Origin of the sequence: Collinsella sp. AF15-51 (assembly GCF_003462845.1) — a bacterium.
In the GTDB taxonomy this organism is placed as follows: Bacteria; Actinomycetota; Coriobacteriia; order Coriobacteriales; family Coriobacteriaceae; genus Collinsella.
In genome coordinates, this window is record NZ_QRYG01000004.1 from 26355 (window position 1) to 44406 (window position 18052).

The 18052-nt window shown below is 61.1% G+C and carries 14 protein-coding genes; all 14 read right to left on the minus strand.

The annotated features are described in order from the left end of the window. Window positions 1–3: 3 nt before the first annotated feature. Window positions 4–1515: a RodZ family helix-turn-helix domain-containing protein gene (locus DWW51_RS03270; RefSeq protein ID WP_117773515.1), complete on the minus strand. Its 1512-nt coding sequence runs from the start codon at window positions 1513–1515 to the stop codon at window positions 4–6. Next, entirely contained in the window at window positions 1515–4292 is a 2778-nt protein-coding gene (locus DWW51_RS03275; RefSeq protein WP_231501558.1) for a DNA translocase FtsK, read from the minus strand. Before DWW51_RS03275 ends, DWW51_RS03270 begins: the two co-directional genes overlap by 1 nt. A gap of 1 nt (window position 4293) precedes the next feature. Beyond that, a complete protein-coding gene (locus DWW51_RS03280) occupies window positions 4294–5964 on the minus strand; it encodes a ribonuclease J (RefSeq protein WP_117773516.1) in 1671 nt (556 codons plus the stop codon). Window positions 5965–6604: 640 nt separating this feature from the next. After that, on the minus strand, window positions 6605–8851 hold the full coding sequence (locus DWW51_RS03285) for a polyribonucleotide nucleotidyltransferase (RefSeq protein WP_117773517.1): 2247 nt from the start codon (window positions 8849–8851) through the stop codon (window positions 6605–6607). A 150-nt stretch (window positions 8852–9001) separates the two neighbouring features. After that, on the minus strand, window positions 9002–9280 hold the full coding sequence (rpsO, locus tag DWW51_RS03290) for a 30S ribosomal protein S15 (protein WP_035138510.1): 279 nt from the start codon (window positions 9278–9280) through the stop codon (window positions 9002–9004). A gap of 138 nt (window positions 9281–9418) precedes the next feature. Beyond that, window positions 9419–10168 (minus strand): DNA repair protein RecO, encoded by a 750-nt coding sequence (gene recO / locus DWW51_RS03295; RefSeq protein WP_117773518.1) that lies wholly within the window; start codon window positions 10166–10168, stop codon window positions 9419–9421. 15 nt (window positions 10169–10183) lie between these two features. After that, window positions 10184–11251 (minus strand): GTPase Era, encoded by a 1068-nt coding sequence (gene era / locus DWW51_RS03300; RefSeq protein ID WP_197032153.1) that lies wholly within the window; start codon window positions 11249–11251, stop codon window positions 10184–10186. A 12-nt stretch (window positions 11252–11263) separates the two neighbouring features. Then, window positions 11264–11641, minus strand: a complete 378-nt coding sequence (locus DWW51_RS03305) for a diacylglycerol kinase family protein (RefSeq protein ID WP_117639888.1) — start codon at window positions 11639–11641, stop codon at window positions 11264–11266. A gap of 9 nt (window positions 11642–11650) precedes the next feature. Continuing rightward, complete coding sequence (ybeY, locus tag DWW51_RS03310) at window positions 11651–12160, minus strand: rRNA maturation RNase YbeY (RefSeq protein ID WP_117654802.1); 510 nt, start codon at window positions 12158–12160, stop codon at window positions 11651–11653. Further along, on the minus strand, window positions 12157–13143 hold the full coding sequence (locus DWW51_RS03315) for a PhoH family protein (RefSeq protein WP_117773519.1): 987 nt from the start codon (window positions 13141–13143) through the stop codon (window positions 12157–12159). Before DWW51_RS03315 ends, ybeY begins: the two co-directional genes overlap by 4 nt. Further along, window positions 13124–14416 carry a MiaB/RimO family radical SAM methylthiotransferase gene (locus tag DWW51_RS03320; RefSeq protein ID WP_117773520.1) on the minus strand — a complete coding sequence of 431 codons (1293 nt, stop codon included), beginning with the start codon at window positions 14414–14416 and terminating at the stop codon, window positions 13124–13126. The genes DWW51_RS03315 and DWW51_RS03320 overlap by 20 nt, the downstream gene beginning before the upstream one ends. A gap of 9 nt (window positions 14417–14425) precedes the next feature. Then, entirely contained in the window at window positions 14426–15574 is a 1149-nt protein-coding gene (gene dnaJ / locus DWW51_RS03325; RefSeq protein WP_117773521.1) for a molecular chaperone DnaJ, read from the minus strand. Between the two features lie 81 nt (window positions 15575–15655). Continuing rightward, a complete protein-coding gene (locus DWW51_RS03330) occupies window positions 15656–16759 on the minus strand; it encodes a DnaJ domain-containing protein (RefSeq protein WP_197032154.1) in 1104 nt (367 codons plus the stop codon). A 58-nt stretch (window positions 16760–16817) separates the two neighbouring features. Beyond that, the gene (gene hemW, locus DWW51_RS03335) at window positions 16818–18050 is read right to left on the minus strand and encodes a radical SAM family heme chaperone HemW (RefSeq protein WP_117773522.1); all 1233 of its coding nucleotides are present in this window, start codon (window positions 18048–18050) and stop codon (window positions 16818–16820) included. Window positions 18051–18052: the final 2 nt, after the last annotated feature.

Sequence of the window (18052 nt, forward strand, 5' to 3'; positions counted from 1 at the left end):
GGCTTAGTAGCTATCGTACGAATAGTCGGTAGAATCGGTGGGCGTCTGGCCGTCAGTTGCGGTATCGGCGCCATCCGTGGATTGGGCATCGGTGCCGTCGGTGGTGTCGGCACCATCGGTGGTGTCGGTACCATCAGAACTTTCACCATTCTCGGAACCAGTCGTCTCCTTCTTGGGAACGGTGATCGTCACACGCGCCACGCCCGAGGTCTTGGTATCGTAACGGACCTTTTCGCCGTTCTTGGTAACGGTGACATCGGAAGGCTTGGACGTGGTGATCTCGATCGAGGACTCAGGCGTGTACTCCTGCTCAAAGGGGCCAGTCGCCTGGGCGCCATAGACCGACTTGCCATCGACCTTGACCTCAATCCAGGCGGTCTTTCCCTTGGCAACGGAGACCTTGACCTTCGTTACCTCGTTTTCTTCCTTTTTAGCCGTCGTCTTGGTGGCGTCCGAATCGGTCGACTCATCCGTCGCCTCATCGGTGTCCTCATCCTCGTCGACCGTTTCGGTCTTCTTAGAGGACTTCTTGGGCGTCGTCTTGGTAGCAGTGGGCGTCTCGGGCGTGGTCTCGGGCGTCGAAGATGCGCAGCCGCGCAGAAGTACCACGATGAGCACGATCAGCAGCAACGCCACGGCACCGATGCCGGCGTAGACGATACGCGGATCGAGACCGTTGTTTTGAGGAGTACGGGAACCGCCGCGTCCACGACTGGAACTGCTGCGGCCGCCTCCCTGAGGCATACGACCACGATTGCTGTCGGAACGGCCGCGATAGCCACCCTGGCCCTGAAGGCTGCGCTGACCCGAGCGGGGCGCAAGTTCACCGCGGCCTTGATAGCCACGCTGGCACGCACGTGGAGCCGAAGAGCGCTGGCCATACGGCTGTGATTGAGAGCGAAGACGCGGCGTCACCTGCGTGGCATCGGCGTCCGCATAGCCACTGCGAGAACGTCCGGTGGAGATACCACGGTGACCGCGATCGGAATAGCCGCCGTCGCCGTAGCCGGCACGAGGGTCACGCGCCACGCCGCGGGCAGCGGGAAGTGCACGGTCCTCGGGCATCGGCGTACTGCGGAACCGGTCACGCTGTGAGCGAATCTCCTCGCCCGAACCCGTCTCGGTAATATAGCCAGCCTGCTGCGGACGCTGACCATAACGCGTTGAGCGACCACCCTGAACCATCAAGAAGCGCCCATTATCCACCGAGGAACGTGAATTGACATAGCCGGCGGCGTCCTGAAAACGACCGCCCTGCTGCGACGTCTCGCGCTCGTATGCCATCAGCTCGTCAAAGTAGGCATTGACGACCTCGCGCGGATTGAGGCCCAAAAAGCGAGCATAGCTCGAAATCATGCCCTGCGCATAGCCGCGCGGCGGCATCGAAGCAAAGTTACCGGTCTCGAAAAACTCGATGATCTGCGGCCTGATTTTGATGGTGTTGGCGACCTGCTGAATGGAAAGGCCCATTCGGCGACGCTGCTCGAGCAGCATGTCACCAAAGCGTGCAGCCATCAGAATCCTCCAAACTCACGATCTTCACGTGCCATCTCGGCGTCGACAGATTCCAGCGCGGCAAGCCCCTCCTCGTCCAACAGGACCTCGCGCGGCTTGGAACCGTCGGGCGGGCCGACGACACCCTTTTCTTCCAGCATGTCCATAATACGCCCGGCACGCGCATAGCCAACCTTCAGACGACGTTGCAGGCCAGATGTGGAGCCAAGCTGCGATTCCACCACAATATGGGCGGCTTCCCAAATGAGCGGATCATCGTCTTGCGGCTCGGCTACTCCGGTGCGGACAATGCCGCCGCCACCAGCCATGGACATGGAAGCGGGCGCCACGGCGGACAGAATCTCCTCGTGGTAGTCGGGCTCACTCTGCGACTTGACGAACTCGACAATCTCGTTGATCTCATCATCCGAGACAAAGCAGCCCTGGATACGGCGGGGCTTGCCCCAGTCGACCTTGGAGAACAACATGTCGCCCAAACCGGTGAGCTTCTCGGCGCCCATCTGGTCGATGATGACGCGCGAGTCGATGCCCGTGGCGACGTTAAAGGCGATACGGTTGGTGATGTTGGCCTTAATGAGGCCCGTCACCACGTTGGAGCTGGGGCGCTGCGTGGCAACGATAAGGTGAATACCGGCGGCACGGCCCAGCTGTGCAATACGCACGATCGAGGCCTCGACATCCTTACCGGCGACCATCATCAGGTCAGAGAGCTCGTCAATGATAATGACAAGGTAGGGCATCTTTTGCGGCGGATTGTCGTAATGCTCAAACTCGCCAGCAGCCTGCTTTTCGTTGTAGGTCGAGATCTTACGCACGTTGAGACGCTCGAAGACCTTCAGGCGACGCTCCATCTCGGACACAGCCCATTGCAGAGCGCTCGCGGCCTGCTTGGGCTCGGTCACCACGGGCACATAGAGATGCGGCAGACCGTTATAGCCCGCAAGCTCGACGCGCTTGGGGTCGACCATGATCAGGCGAACGTCCTCGGGAAGGGCGCGCATGAGCAAGGTCGTGATGATGGAGTTGATCATCACCGACTTACCAGAACCGGTCGTACCGGCAATCAACAGGTGAGGCATCTTGGCGAGGTCGGCGACAACCGGCGTGCCCTCGGCGTCGCGGCCGATGGCGAGCTCGAGCGGACCGCCCTTCACATAGGGCAGCACGTCGCCCAGATTGACGTTCTGGCGCTTGCGGTTGGGAATCTCGATACCAACGAGAGAGGTGCCGGGGATCGGGGCAAAGATACGAACCGACTGGGCGGCGAGCGAAAGCGCAATATCGTCCTCGAGGCTCGAAATCTTGCTCACGCGCTCGCCCTCGCCAGGTTGCAGCTTAAAGGTCGTCACCGTGGGGCCGGCGATCCAGCCGACCACGCGGGCACTGCGGCCAAACTCAAGCAAGGTGGATTGCAGTGACTCAGCGGTCTGCTCCAGCTCCTTATCCGAAGACGCGGCAGAAGCCGACTGCGGGTTGGCATGTAGGATTTCGAGCGGCGGAAGCTTGAGGCCGTCCTCTTCTTCGCCCTCGTTATCTGCGGCGCCGCCGTCCGCTCCCCCATCACGAGCCGCAGCCGATTCGACAGCACTCGTGGCAGGCGCATCGGCAACCTTGGGATGCTTTAAGAAGTCGGGAATCTGAGGTGCGGCCGAAACAGGGTTCACGGCAAACGGCGGCTCGGACTCGTCAACCTTGTCCGGATCGTCCTCCATCGAAAGCTGTCCGGTGACCTGGCCGCGCTTTGCATGGCGACGCGGCAGCAAAGTTGTCTTTGCGGTCTCAATCGGAGCCTCGTCGTCCTCGTCATCGCCCTCGGTGAGCTCAATCTCGCTATCGGACCAAGACGGGTCGGGCTCACTCGTATTGAGCTTGGGAACCGTCTTGCCCTTCTTGGCATGACGGCGCGGCAGCAGCGTGGTCTTGGCCCGCTCGGCTTCAACCGACTCGGATACGTCGACAAACGGGTCATCGTCCTCGTCGTCATCCAAAACCGGGTCGACATCGCCACCCATGACCGTGGTCACCGCGGCGTCAGTCCCCTTCTGGCGCAAAATGCTCAGGTGCGGACGAGCGACGCCGGGAACAGACAGGGCCTCTTCATCGCCCCACGGGCTCGCATTGACATCGGCACGTCGACGCTCGGCAAAATCGGCAGCGCGATCGCGTGCGGAGCGCAAAACGCCACCCACCGAAAAGCCGATAATGACCAAACCAACGACGACAAGCCCCAGCAAGACAACCATGGCGATAGGTTTACCCAAGGCGTTTTGCAAGGCACTTGCGATAAAGGCGCCAATGTAGCCGCCCGACACGGAAAGGTTCTGCGGCGTAAACATAAGGTCGCACGAATCGCTCGTGCCCGGCACCATCAGCGAAAGAATGGAGACGACGGCGATAAAGACCAAGGCGCCGCCCGCAACAGAGCGCACGTTGAGCGGCGAGTCCTCACCCAAAAAGAGCGTGGCGGCAAACAGCAAGATGACGATCGGCAGCACGTAGGCGCCCAGACCAAAGCCCAGGTGGTAGAAACCGGCAACCGCAGCCGTCACGGGCGCTGTTGCCGGAGAGATCACGGCAATGAAGGACGCGATCGCCAAAACGGCGATGACCACACCGGCGATATCGCGATTGGCCGAAGGCTCGACCAGGGGCTCAAACTCATCAAACTCGGACTCGTGGCCCTTATTGGCACGCAGATGGGAACCGGCACCCTTAGCAGATGCCGGTTGGTTATTGGCCTTATTGCCTTTGGCGTTTTGTGCAGATCCGCGCGCCAAACTAAACCTCCATGACGACCGGGATGATCATCGGACGGGTGCGCGTACGGCTCCAGATAAAGTTAGAGAGCGAATCGCGCACGGCCTTGCGAATGGCATCGGAACCGCTGCCGGTAAAGCTAAACTTACCCTTCTCGATCGTCTTCATAATGGACGCGGAGGCATCCTCGGAGAACTGGTCGTCGATGGCAAACGAGACGCCGCGGCCCGAGAACTCGATGGCCTCGATCTTCTTGTGTTTGAGGGAGACGATGGCAACGGCCGTGACCATACCGTCGTTGGCGAGCTTCTGGCGATCGCGCAGGACGATGGGGTCGGTATCGCCGATACGCAGGCCGTCGACGTAAACGACACCGGACTCGACGGGCGTACCGCGCTTGACGATACCACCGCGCATCTCGAGCGTGTCGCCGTTATCGAGGATAAAGATATGATCGTCCTTGATGCCCATCTTGCGGGCCAGCTGCGCATGGGCGCGCAGATGCACGGCCTCACCGTGAACCGGCATAAAGTACGTGGGCTTGGCCATGGCCATCAGGAGCTTGAGCTCCTCCTGGCTACCGTGACCCGAGACGTGGACGAGAGCGCGGTTCTTATCCCACACGTCGCAGCCGAGCTTGGCCAGGCTGTTGACGACCTGCTGGACGGCCTTCTCGTTGCCAGGAACAGGAGTTGCCGAAAGGATAACGGTATCGCCCTCGTGGATGGAGAGCGTCTTGTGCTCGCCATTGGCCATGCGGGACAGGGCCGACAGCGGCTCGCCCTGCGAACCGGTGCACATGACGACAATCTTATCGTCGGGCAGGTTATCGATATCGAAGGCATCGATGATATCGGCGTCATCGATGTTGAGGTAGCCCAGCTCACGCGCCACGCGGGTGTTCGTGAGCATGGAGCGACCGGTCACAACGACCTTACGGCCGCACTTGCGGGCGGCATCGCAGATCTGCTGCAGACGATGGATGTGGCTCGAGAACGACGCGACGAACACGCGACCCGGGGCGTTCTTGATGGCGTGCAACAGGTTGGGACCAACCTCGGCCTCGGACTTGGTAAAGCCGGGAACCGTGGCATTGGTGGAGTCGGAAAGCAGCAGGTCGATGCCCTGCTTGGCAAAGCGGCTGATAGCGGCATAGTCGGGCGTAACGCCATCGATGGGCGTCTGGTCGAGCTTAAAGTCGCCGGTGTGCATAACGGTGCCCTGATTGGTGCGGATGAACACGCCCAGAGCGCCGGGGATGGAGTGCGTCATCGAGAAGAAGTCGAGCGAGATGCCGCCGAGGTTGACATGGCTGCCGCCCTTGACCTCGCGGAACTTGGGTGCGCGGATGCGGAACTCAGAAAGCTTGCCCTCGATAAAGCCAAGCGTCAGCTTGCTCGAGAAGATGGGCACCTTGTTGTTGAGGTCCTGCAGCAGGTACGGAAGCGAACCGGTGTGGTCCTCGTGGCCGTGAGTAACGATGATACCGCGGAGCTTCTCCTCGTTCTCCAGAACATAGGTGTAGTCGGGAAGCACCAGGTCGATACCGGGCTGGGAGTCATCCGGGAACATAAGACCGGCGTCGACGAGCACCATGTCGTCGCCGCACTCGAAGACCGTCATGTTCTTGCCGATGCCATCAAGGCCGCCGAGCGGGATGATCTTCAAGGGAGATGATTTTTTAGCTGCCATAGGTTAGTGTGGTTTCCTTTCTTCGAAACGGGTCTGGAACAACCGACGGGGCGCTTCTGGCAAACCGACCGTCGGGAACGTACAAACATGCATCGCAGAGTCGATGCAATAACTACAGTATGATACCCATTTGCACAACAACAGACCACCCATGCATCAAAGCCCCATCTGAACTGGTCTATCCCGCCGGTTTCCCGTGGGGCGGGCACTGATGAAGTTTCCTGCTCTACAGTCCTGCTCACGACGGAGGCCACATTAAGTGGCCTCCTGTTCGTGCGGAACTCGCGATAAACTTCATCAGTGCCCGCCCCACGGGAAACCGGCCAATAAGGGACAGGTTAATTTTGGTCGATTTTATCTGGGGAAATGCTGCAGCGTCTATCTACAAATCCGAAATCTGACTACTGAATAGACTGTCTAACTAAATTGCGAGCGGCACTAACCAGTCCTTTTGCTTGCGCCCGGGAGGGCCGCATATGAAGTTTATCGCGAGTTCCGCACGCAAAGGAAAGCACTTAATGTGCTTTCCGTCTTGCGCAGGACTGTAGAGCAGGAAATTTCATATGCGGCCCTCCCGGGCGCAAGCAAAAGGGCGACCCCTGTCCGGAGTCGCCCTTGCGGTGCTGCTTATGTACGGCTGTTACTCGGCGTCGTGGTGACGGCGGGGCTTGCGGCCTCCGTTGTCGCCGGGACGGCGCGGACGGTCGCTGCGCTCGGAGCGCTCGCGACGCGGACGCTCACGACGCTGGAAGTGCTCGCCGTCGCCCTCGGAGGTACCCTCGGCGCGAGCCGGAGCCTCGGGCTTGTCAAGACGATCGAGCGAGATCTTGCCGCGATCGTCGACCTCAATGACGACGACCTTGACCTCGTCGCCCACGTTAAGGACATCCTCGACCTTCTCCACGCGGCCCTTGGCGACGCGGGAGATGTGCAGCAGGCCGTCCTTGCCGGGCAGCAGGTTGACGAAGGCGCCGAAGGGCTGGATGGAGACCACACGACCGGTGTACTCCTCGCCCGGCTCGGGAACCTTGATGATGAGCTTGATACGCTCGACAGCCTGATCGACGGACTCGCCGGTGCCGCCGACAAAGACGGTGCCGTCCTCCTGGATGTCGACCGAAGCGCCGGTCTCGTCCTGGATGCCGCGGATGACCTTACCGCCGGAACCGATGACGTCGCGAATCTTGTCAGTCGGAACCTGGATGGAGACGATACGCGGAGCGGTGCTGCGCGTGGTGTGGCGCGGCTCGGGGATCACATCGAGCATCTTCTGCAGGATGAAGGCGCGACCCTCCTTGGCCTGCTGCAGGGCGCGGGCCAAGATGTCAAAGGTAAGACCAGTGGCCTTGTTGTCCATCTGCAGAGCGGTAATGCCCTCGGTGGTGCCGGTGACCTTAAAGTCCATGTCGCCAAGGAAGTCCTCGAGACCCTGGATGTCGGACAGGACCACGGTCTTGCCCTCCTCCTGGATCAGGCCCATGGCGATACCGGAGACCGGGCGCTTAATGGGCACGCCGCCGTCCATAAGGGCGAGCGTGGAGCCGCAGGTCGAAGCCATCGAAGAGGAGCCGTTGGACTCCATGACCTCGGAGACGACGCGGATGGCGTAGGGGAACTCGTTCTCGTCGGGGAGCACCGGAAGCAAAGCGCGCTCAGCTAGGTTGCCGTGGCCGATCTCGCGGCGCTTGGGGCTGCCCATGCGGCCGGTCTCGCCGGTGCAGAACGGCGGGAAGTTGTAGTGGTGCATGTAGCGCTTGCCCTCGGTGGGCTCGATGGTATCCAGACGCTGGCCCTCGTTGAGCATACCGAGCGACAGGACGGAAAGCACCTGGGTCTGGCCACGCTGGAACAGACCGGAGCCGTGAACGAGCGGCAGGTAGTTATCCTTCACCATGATGGGGCGAATCTCATCGGCGGCACGGCCGTCGACGCGCTCGCCGGTCTCGACGACCATGGTACGCATAGCCTTCTTCTCGAGCTTCTTGAGCGCCACGGGAATCTCGCGCTCCCAAGCGGACTGCTCCTCCTCGGTGAACTCGGCACGGATGGACTCCTTCAGAGCCTCGACCTTACCGATACGGGAGAGCTTGTCGGCGTCGCGAAGGGCGGCTGCCATCTCGTCGTAGTGGGCGAAGATGCGCTCCTGGACCTCCTCGACGGGCTGGTCGAGCGGGTACTCCTTCTTGACGATGGCGCCGTTGACCTGCTCCCACTCGGCGACAAACTCGTCCTGAGCCTGGCAGAAGGCAGCAAGGGCCTCCTGGCCAAACTTCATGGCGGCGAGCATGTCGTCCTCGGAGATCTCCTCGGCGCCGGCCTCGACCATCGAGATGAAGTCGGCGGAGCCACCCAGCTCCAGGTCCAGATCGGAGTTCTCGCGCTCCTCATAGGTGGGGTTGACGATAAACTCGCCGGTCTCCACGTTGCGGCCGATGCGCACGCAGGCAAGCGGACCCTCGAAGGGCACGCCGCCGAGCGTCATGGCCAGGGAGGCACCCATGACGTTGATGACGTCGAAGGGGTTGACCTGGTCGGCGACGAGCGAGGTGGCGACAATGTGCACCTCGTTGCGGAAGCCGTCCGGGAAGCTCGGGCGAATCGGACGGTCAATCATGCGCGCGGTGAGCGTGGCCTTCTCGCTGGGACGGCCCTCACGCTTGAGGTAACCACCCGGGATGCGGCCGGCTGCGTACATCTTCTCGTTGAAGTCGACGGTCAGCGGGAAGAAGTCGTAGTTCTTGCGCTCCTTGGAGACAACCACGGTGTCGAGCATCGTGGTGTCGCCCTGCTTGACCAGGCAGGCGCCGGTGGCCTGCTTGGCAAGCTCGCCGGACTCAAAGGTGTAGGTCTTGCCGTACAGCTCAAAGGTCTTGGATACGAGTGTCATTGTTCTCCTTTACCCCACAGGCCCCTTGCCTGTGGGCTTCTCATGTGACGCGGGCCCCCTGCCCCCGCCACGCTTCAGAGCGTGATTGTTCGCGCCCTTACACAAAAAGAGCGCCCCGCTGCGCAGGACGCTCTTAGCATGTACAAATCCTTACTGGATGTTGTCGCGGATGCCCAGAGCCTTGATGAGCTCACGGTACTCGACGATGTCGTTCTTCTTGATGTAGGAGAGAAGACGACGACGACGGCCGACGAGCATGAGCAGGCCACGACGGGTGTGGAAGTCCTTCTGGTGGGACTTCATGTGCTCGGTCAGCTCCTTGATGCGCTCGGACAGGATGGCGACCTGAACCTTGGGGTTGCCGGTGTCGACCGGGGTGTTACCGAACTGGGCAGTCAGCTCAGCCTTGCGCTCTTTGGAAACAGTCATTGTTTCACCTTTCGTTTCTTGTCGCCCGCGGGCGACACTATTCGCCTCGGACTGGGAAGCCGTCGGTGGAGCGAGCATCCAAGGTCGAGGTACCAACAGGTCGGTATGTTACCACAAGCAGACCGCCCATGCGCATCATCACCGACCCAACATGAATTCCATCGCACGGAGGCGCTGGTCGGTGTGCGTCGCAGCCCACACATGCGAAAGCCCGAGCAAGAACGCCGCCGTATGCGGGTCGATTCGCTCGACCATGAGTGCATCGAAGGTCATGGACATGAGGGCGCGCAGCCACTCGACCTCACCGGTCGAAACCAGCTCGGCACCCGGAACGCTCGACGCGCACGAACCGCACATGAGCCCGCCCGCCTGGGGCGAAAAGTACGACAGCATGGGGTCTCCGCACAGCACGCAGGCCGAAAAATCGGGTCGATAGCCCACGTGCGACAGAAGTTTAAAGACAAAGGCCGCCACGAGCAGGTCCATATGTGCCGAGTCGAGCCCACAGCCGACAAGCGTGAGCGCCCGCTGCGTGATGACAAAGGTAAACGGGTCCTCGGCGTCCTCGAATGAGCACACGCGCGCGACCTCGGCAATCGCGCTTGCGGCGCAGGTCGTCTCGTAATCGGGCGCGGCGCCAACCGGCGCTTCCAAAAGCTCGGCCTGAGAAACAACGTCGAGCGAGCGTCCATGTGCGAGCAGCATATCGACGGTACAGAATAATTCGCAGCGCGCCGCCAAGCGCCCACCGGGTTTGCGGGCCCCCTTTGCCACGGCACGAACCTGACGACCCCGCTCGTCAAGCATCGTCAGAATCAGATCGGTCTCTTTGAGCTTGGTCTTGTCGAGCACGAGCACCTTCGTGCGATATGTCCGGGAGCCTGCCATGCGCGCTGCGCGTCCTTAGTCCTCGGCGTTGTAGCCAAAGCGGCGAATCTGGGCCTCGTCGTCACGCCAGCCGGCCTTGACCTTCACGTCCAGCTCCAAAAAGACCTGCGTGCCAAAAATGCGCTCAAGATCGCGACGGGCGTCGATACCGATATGCTTGATCATCTCGCCGCCCTTGCCGATGATGATGCCCTTTTGGCCCTCGCGCTCGACGTAAATAGTGGCGTGCACGCGCAGCACCTTCTTGGTCTGCTCGAGCGCGTCGCAGATTACGCCAACGGAGTGAGGGATCTCATCACGGGTGCGGCGCAAGACCTTCTCGCGCACAAACTCGGCAACGAGCGTCTCGTCAGAAGCGTCGGTACCCAGGTCCTCGGGGAACCAACGCGGGCCCTCGGGCAAAAAGTGCGCAACGGTCTCGATAAAGGCATCGACGTTGAAGTTCTTGACCGACGACGTCACGATCTCGTCGTCAAAGTCCATAAGCTCGTGGGCTGCCTTAAGCTGCTCCATGACCTGTGCGGGGTCGGCCTCATCGGCCTTGGTGAGCACCAGGACCTTCTTGGAACGGGCATTCTTGACACGCTCGGCAACCCAGGCGTCTCCCCTGCCGATCGGTTTGGTGGCATCAATCAAAAACGCGACAACATCGACATCGTTCAGCTCGAACAGCGCGCTCTTGTTCAGCTCGGACCCTAGACCGTCCTTGGGCTTGTGGATACCCGGGGTATCGACAAAGACCAGCTGGTAGCCGGGGCGGTTGACGACGGCGCGCATGCGGCGGCGGGTCGTCTGGGCCACCGGCGAGGTGATGGCGACCTTTTTGCCATAGCAGGCGTTGAGCAGCGTTGACTTACCGGCGTTGGGGCGGCCGACCAAGGCCACGAAGCCACTGCGGAAACCGGGCTCAACGTCGCCAAAGCCCGCGAGGCTGTCGTCCTCATCGCACAGGGCGTCGAGCTCCTCGTCGCTCATGCCCTCAAACGGGTCGAACTCCTCGACTTCCTCATAGGCCTCGGTCGCCTTAGCATCCGGGGACTCGTCGTCCAAAATCTCATCGGTAGACTGCATATTGTCGGACATGGGAATCCCTTTCTAAATAAAGCCGAGCGCGTGGGCAAATACCAGCACGCCCACAATCGCGGCGGTGATGGAAAGAACGTATACAGAGGCGGCGGCGATGTCCTTGGCGCGTTTTGCCAGCGGATGGAGCTCCTGGGTCGCCAGATCGACAATGGCCTCCATGGCGGTATTGCACAGCTCGCCGTGAATCACCAGGCCGCAGCAGATGATAATCGTGGCCCACTCGGCAATGTCGAGCCCCACGATGCAGCCGGCAATGACGGTGCACACGCCCGCCACGAGCATGACCTTAATGTTGCGCTCGGTCTTGACGGCGGTGACGAAGCCCTCCATGGCGTAGGAGAACGACTTTAAAAAGGACGGATGGTCCTTGTTCGATCCGGGAATCATAAACGGCTCCTAGTCGTGGGCATGATTGGTGATGGGGCCGACGTGAACCAGTTTGGGATCCTCGCCGCGCTCGAGCGCCAGATCGCGCAGGATAGCGTCCTCGCGGGCCTCCATAACCTCGGCCTCGTCGTCCTCGATGTGGTCATAGCCCAGCAGGTGCAGCATGCCGTGAACGAGCATCAGACGGCACTCGTCAGCGGGGCTATTGCCAAAACCGGGGGCCTGACGGGCAATAACCTGCGGGGCCAAGATGATATCGCCGAGCTCGAGCGTCTCATCGGCGGGAATGTCATCGTCAAAGGCCGAATCGCACTCAAACGAGAGCACATCGGTGGTGCGGTCGATACCGCGCCACTCGTGGTTGAGCTCGTGCATCTCGTCCTCGTCGACATACGAAAGGGAAATCTCGACTTCACGCTCAACGCCCTCGGCGGCAAGCACGACCTCGCAGATGTGCTCCACCTCCTGAGCATCGAGCAGCGTATCGAGCTCGGCATCGTTGCTGATCAATACACTCAACGGGACTCCTTTCGGTCGCGTGAGCGTTGCTCACGCACGTCATCATAAGCATCATATGCCTCAACGATACAACCCACTAGGGCATGACGCACCACGTCGGCACGCTCGAGGTGAGAAAATGCCACATCGTCGACACGGCCCAAAATCTTCTCGACATCCGCCAAGCCACCACGACGACCCACCAGGTCGCGCTGGCTGAGGTCGCCGGTAATCACGAACTTGGAGTTGAATCCAAGGCGTGTCAGGAACATCTTCATCTGCTCGGGCGTGGTATTTTGCGCCTCGTCGAGCACCACGAAAGCATCGCTCAGCGTACGACCGCGCATGTAGGCGAGCGGGGCGATCTCGATCACGCCGCGCTCCATAAGCTCATCGGTGCGCTCACGATCCATCATGTCAAAAAGGGCATCGTAGAGCGGGCGCATGTACGGATCGATCTTTTCCTCGAGGGTGCCGGGCAAAAAGCCCAGGTTCTCCCCTGCTTCGACAACCGGACGCGTCAAGATCAAACGGCCCACCTCATGGCGCTTGAGCGCGGCAACGGCGAGCGCCATGGCCAGATAGGTCTTACCGGTACCGGCAGGACCCAAGCCAAAGGTGATGGTATGCGAGCGAATGGCATCCACATAGCGCTTTTGCCCAAGCGTCTTGGGACGAATGACGCGACCGCGATACGAAAGCAGCACGTCATCGCGAAGCGATGTGGCCTCATGCTCGCCGTCGCGCAAGACGGCCAGGCAACGCGAGACATCGTCGGCAGACAGGGTACGACCGGCCGCCGCCTCGCGAAAAGCATGTTCGAAAAAGCGAGCCACGAGCTCGACCTCGTCCGGGTCGCCGCTCACGGAGATCCTATCGCCACGGGCGACCACGTGAGCGCGAACCAAGCTCTCGAGCGCACGAAGGACGCCGTCGCCGGCGCCCAAAACACGCGAGGGATCAACTCCCTCGGGAACGGTAAGTCTAATCTTCGAGGCTTCCATGGACCTCCCTGCGCGCATGGACCAAGCCGGAATCATCGACTCCGATGATAGCAACATCGAGCAGGCACGGGGCTGTAAGTCCACAGGTATCGTCAAGACGGGCATGATGGAACGAACCGAGCGTCAGGTTGTCACCATACTCGAGCACGGCGCGCTCAACGGTGCCCACGCGACGACGAGCGTCGGCGATAGCGAGCTCCTGCGCCGCGTCTCGCATACGGCGGCTGCGCTCGGCCATAACCTCGGGCGGCACCTGGTCGGGCATGTCGGCAGCAAGGGTACCGGGACGCTTACTGTAGCGGAACACGTGCATACGCGAGAACCCCACGCGGCGGCACAGCGCCAGCGACTCCTCGAACTCCTCGTCCGTCTCACCAGGAAAACCGACGATGACGTCGCACGAAAGAGACGCCTGCGGCAGGATGGCGCGAATCATGCGCACCGTGTCCTCAAAGGCCTCGGCACTATAGGGACGACCCATGCGATGCAGCGTCGCCGTACAGCCGGACTGTACGGGCAGGTGCAAAAACGGGGCAATACGCTGCGGATAGCGCGCCATAACCTTAAGCAGGCGCTCAGAGATATCCATGGGTTCGACCGAGGAAATGCGCACATGCGCAATAGTCGTGCGCTCCATGATGGCCTCGAGCAGCTCATCGATTTCGACATGCTCGTCGGTCGCGCTCTTGCCATCGTAGGCACCCAGGTTCACACCGGTCAGCACCACCTCGGGCACGCCGGCCTCCTGGGCCTCGCGAACTTGCTCAAGCACGGACTCGACGGGCACGGAACGCTCGGGACCGCGGGCCTTCCACACGATGCAATAGGTGCAACGGTGGTTGCAGCCATCCTGGATCTTCACACCCAGACGCGAGCGACCCAGAGCGTCGACCACATCGCTGTCGCTGCAGGCGGCCACACTATCGGATTCGACACCCAGCACATCGCAGACACGTTCGGCGACATCGATCTTAGACGGCTCGGCAATCACGCGATCCGAAAGCTCCAACAGCTCCTCGGGATGCAAATTGACCACGCATCCGGTCACGACTACATAGGGCTCATTTGGATGGGCCAGCGCATGACGGACGGCCTTACGGGTCTTGGCCTCGGCCTCGCCCGTAACGGCACAGGTGTTAATGACGATCAGGTCGGCATCCTGGGGCTCCACCATAGCAAAACCCAGGCGCATAAGATCGGCAGTGATACGGTCAGACTCAACCCGGTTGACACGGCAGCCGAGGTTGACGACGGAAATATGGGGTGCGAGCACGCGGGCTCCTTAATCGAGGATATCGTCGAGGGCACTCTTGATACGGTCGGTCACCGACTTCTTACCGGAAGCGACGTCATCGCCCATCTCATCGGCAAAAGCACGGAGCAGCTCGCGCTGCTTATTGGAAAGATTGGTGGGAACGACCACGCGCAGTTGCACGATCAAGCGGCCACGCGAACCGCCACCGCCAATGCGCGGCATGCCGTAATTATTGACGCTCACGGTGTCGCCGTACTGGGCGCCGGCGGGGACGCACACCTTAACGACCTCGTCGGGCATAATGCCCTCGACATCGATCTCGCAGCCGAGCGCAGCCTGCGCAATCGAGATATCGCTCACCAGGTACAGGTCGTCACCGTTGCGCTTAAAGCGCTCATGGTCGGCAACGCGCACGTTGACAATCAAGTCGCCCGAAGGCTCGCCGCGAAGACCGGCCTCGCCAAAGCCGCTCACACGCAGCTGTCGACCGGTCGAAACGCCGGCGGGAATATCGATGTCAATCTTTTCATGCGAAGGCGTGCGGCCCTGACCATCGCAGGTCTCGCAGGGATGGTCGATAACCGTGCCCTCGCCATGGCAGTCGGGGCAAGGCGAGGAAGACTGAACCTGGCCCAAAAACGATCGCTGAACCGTCGTGACATAGCCCGTGCCGTGGCAGCGGCCGCACTGCTTTTCCTGTGCGCCCTCTGCCCTACCGGTGCCATTGCAGTCCTCGCAAGGAGCAAAGCGGTCATAGCTGATTGTCTTTTTGCAGCCGAGCGCCGCCTCCTCGAGCGTCACCGAAAGCGAGATGGCCATGTCACGACCGCGACGACGCTCGCGACGGCTGCGGGCGCCACCGCCGGCACCGCCGCCAAAAAACGACGAGAACAAGTCGTCCATGCCCATACCACCAAAGATATCGTTGATATCGACGTAGCCCGAACCACCAGGGCCGTCGGCAGTGCCGTAACGGTCGTAGTTAGCACGCTTCTGCTCATCGGAAAGAACGGAATAGGCCTCGTTGAGCTCCTTGAACTTGGCCTCGGCCTCGGGGTCGTCCGAAACGTCCGGGTGTACGGTACGGGCCTTCTTTAGAAACGCGCGCTTAATCGTCCGCGCGTCGGCATCCTTGTCGACGCCAAGTACCTCGTAGTAATCCCTATTTTCCGACACGACCGAATCCTTCCGACTTTCATTATTGTCACAGTGCGTCCTATACCCAAGCTGGGCCAACCGCAAACAGAGGGTTTGATGTTATTGCATTCCGTAAGGCGAAAGCATGGCCCGTTGCGAGCAGCTCGCGAACCAAACCGACACGAGCGCGAACATGAAGCCATTGGCAAAACCGTTGGCAAACTGCATCGCACCGCGCTTCCACCACAGCAGGCTGCGATGAAGCACGCCGTCCGAAAGCACCATGAACAGGCCCATGGTAAACGGAATAAAGCACATCACAGCAAAGGCCGAGAACACGCCCGAGATGGCCGAGAGTACCAAAAACGGCGCCACGATGCCCATCAGGTAAAAACCGGTACGAGCTTTGCCTTCCAAGCGCTCGGACTCGACATGGGCACGGCCGACTAGATCACCGCCAGCGGCACCGTTAGTGCCGGCGTGACCCATGCCGCTAATGCGGACCTCGTCGCCATCGTGCGTGCCGGCAGGAAACTCAATCGTCTGCTCGGAGGTTACGCGAGTACGACCGCTGCCACCGCAATCGGGGCAGGGGTCGGCCACGACCTTACCGGAACCGCCGCACTCGGGGCAGACCGACTGGAACGTGCCCGCACCAAACAGGAAGGACAAGTCGACGTCGATGTGCCCGCGGCCACCGCAGCTCGGGCAGGTATGGGCATGCTCGGTGGAGACAGAACCCGAGCCGCCGCAGTGACCACAGGTATCGAAGCGCGTATAGCGGACGGTCTTGCGGGCACCGTCCTTGGCCTCCTTGGCGTCCAGTTTGATATCGACGACCACGTTGGCGCCGTTCTCGGGATTGTAGGCAGCCTGGCCGCGACGCTGCTGGCCCCAGGCACCGCCAAAAGGAAAGCCGCCCTCAAAGGGATTGCCATAGCCCGTGTTGCCGGCATAGCCGCCACCATAGGGCGAAGCCGTAGGGGCACCGGCAAAGGGATTGCCAGAACGCATGGCATCGTAGCGCGCACGTTTTTGCTCATCCGAAAGCACGGCGTAGGCCTCGGAAACCTCTTTAAACTTTTCCTCGGCATCCGGCTCTTTGTTGACGTCCGGATGGAGCTTACGGGCCTTTTGCTGGAAGGCCTTTTGAATATCACGCGAGGTGGCGTCCTTGGAGACACCTAAAATCTCGTAGTAATCTTTTTCGTTCATCGTCGCCATGCGCGGCAACCTCCTGCTCACAGCAGCGTATATATTCCGGTAATTCTACCCGAGCGGCCTAAGCTAGATCCCAAAACAGCTCGAACAGAACATTTCCATCGAGCCAGCCCAGGTGTGTCGGTGCTAAACGAGCTCGAACATGGCCCGCGACGACACCTGCCGAAGTAAAGGGTCCCTCATGGACCCCGAGCGTCTCGGGCACCCAAGTGGCAAGACCCAATTCGAGCGCGCGATCACAAGCGGCTGTCAGCTCATCGGCCGGGATGACACGAGCCGCGCGAACCAACAGGTCGGACGCAATACCGCGCGTCATGCGACAAGCGAGCATCAGGTCTTCGGCCGCAGCCTCTCGCTGCGACAGGTATTCGGCCTCAAACGACGTCGCGTCATCGTCGCGCTGAACCAAACGCACACGGTACGCGTCGCCTCGAGCAGACACGCCGGGGAACAAACCTGCAAGACGGTCGAAATCCCCAGTATCAAGCATACCGGCGGCAGAACGGCCCAGGCCCAGGTAGCCCCGTCCGGTCCAGTAGGCAATGTTATGGGCGCACTCATGGCCGTCGAGCGCGTAGCTCGCCACCTCATACGGATGATAGCCGGCCGCACCCAGGCGCTCACGCGCCGCGTCCATGCACGAAGCCTGAAAATCCTCATCGGGCTCGAGCGACTCGTCACGGCACGCCATGCGGTAAAGGGGCGTCCCCTCCTCGAGCGTGAGCGGGTAGACCGACACATGATGAGGCGCCGCCGCCAACACGCCATCGAGCGTGCTCCGCCAGTTTGCGGCCGTCTGCCCGGGAAGGCCGCACATCAGGTCGCACGACACATCGAGGCCAGCGTCCTTCACCGTCGCGATAGCCGCAAGTGCGCGATTAGCATCGTGAATGCGGCCAATAGCAGCCAGCTCGGTATTGTCGAGGGTTTGCACGCCCAGAGAGATGCGCGTGACACCCGCCTCGGCAAGCGCGGTGGCGAGCTCAGCGGTCAGGGACTCAGGATTGGCTTCGCAAGTAAATTCAAAGGGTTTGCACCACATGGAGATACGCCGGGCAAGTTCCACCAGGCGCTCCCCTGCCAGCGATGGCGTGCCGCCGCCAGTATAGACCGTGCAGACCTGCGCAAGCGCCCCGGCGTCGCCAAAGGAATCGAGGCGCGCATACAACTGCTCAAAATAGGAATCAAGCGCGGCATCCAAATCATACGCAGCAAAGCTGCGCGAGTCAAAGTCGCAGTACCGGCACTTTTGAGCGCAAAACGGCACGTGCACGTACAGCGCGGTAACGGCCACCG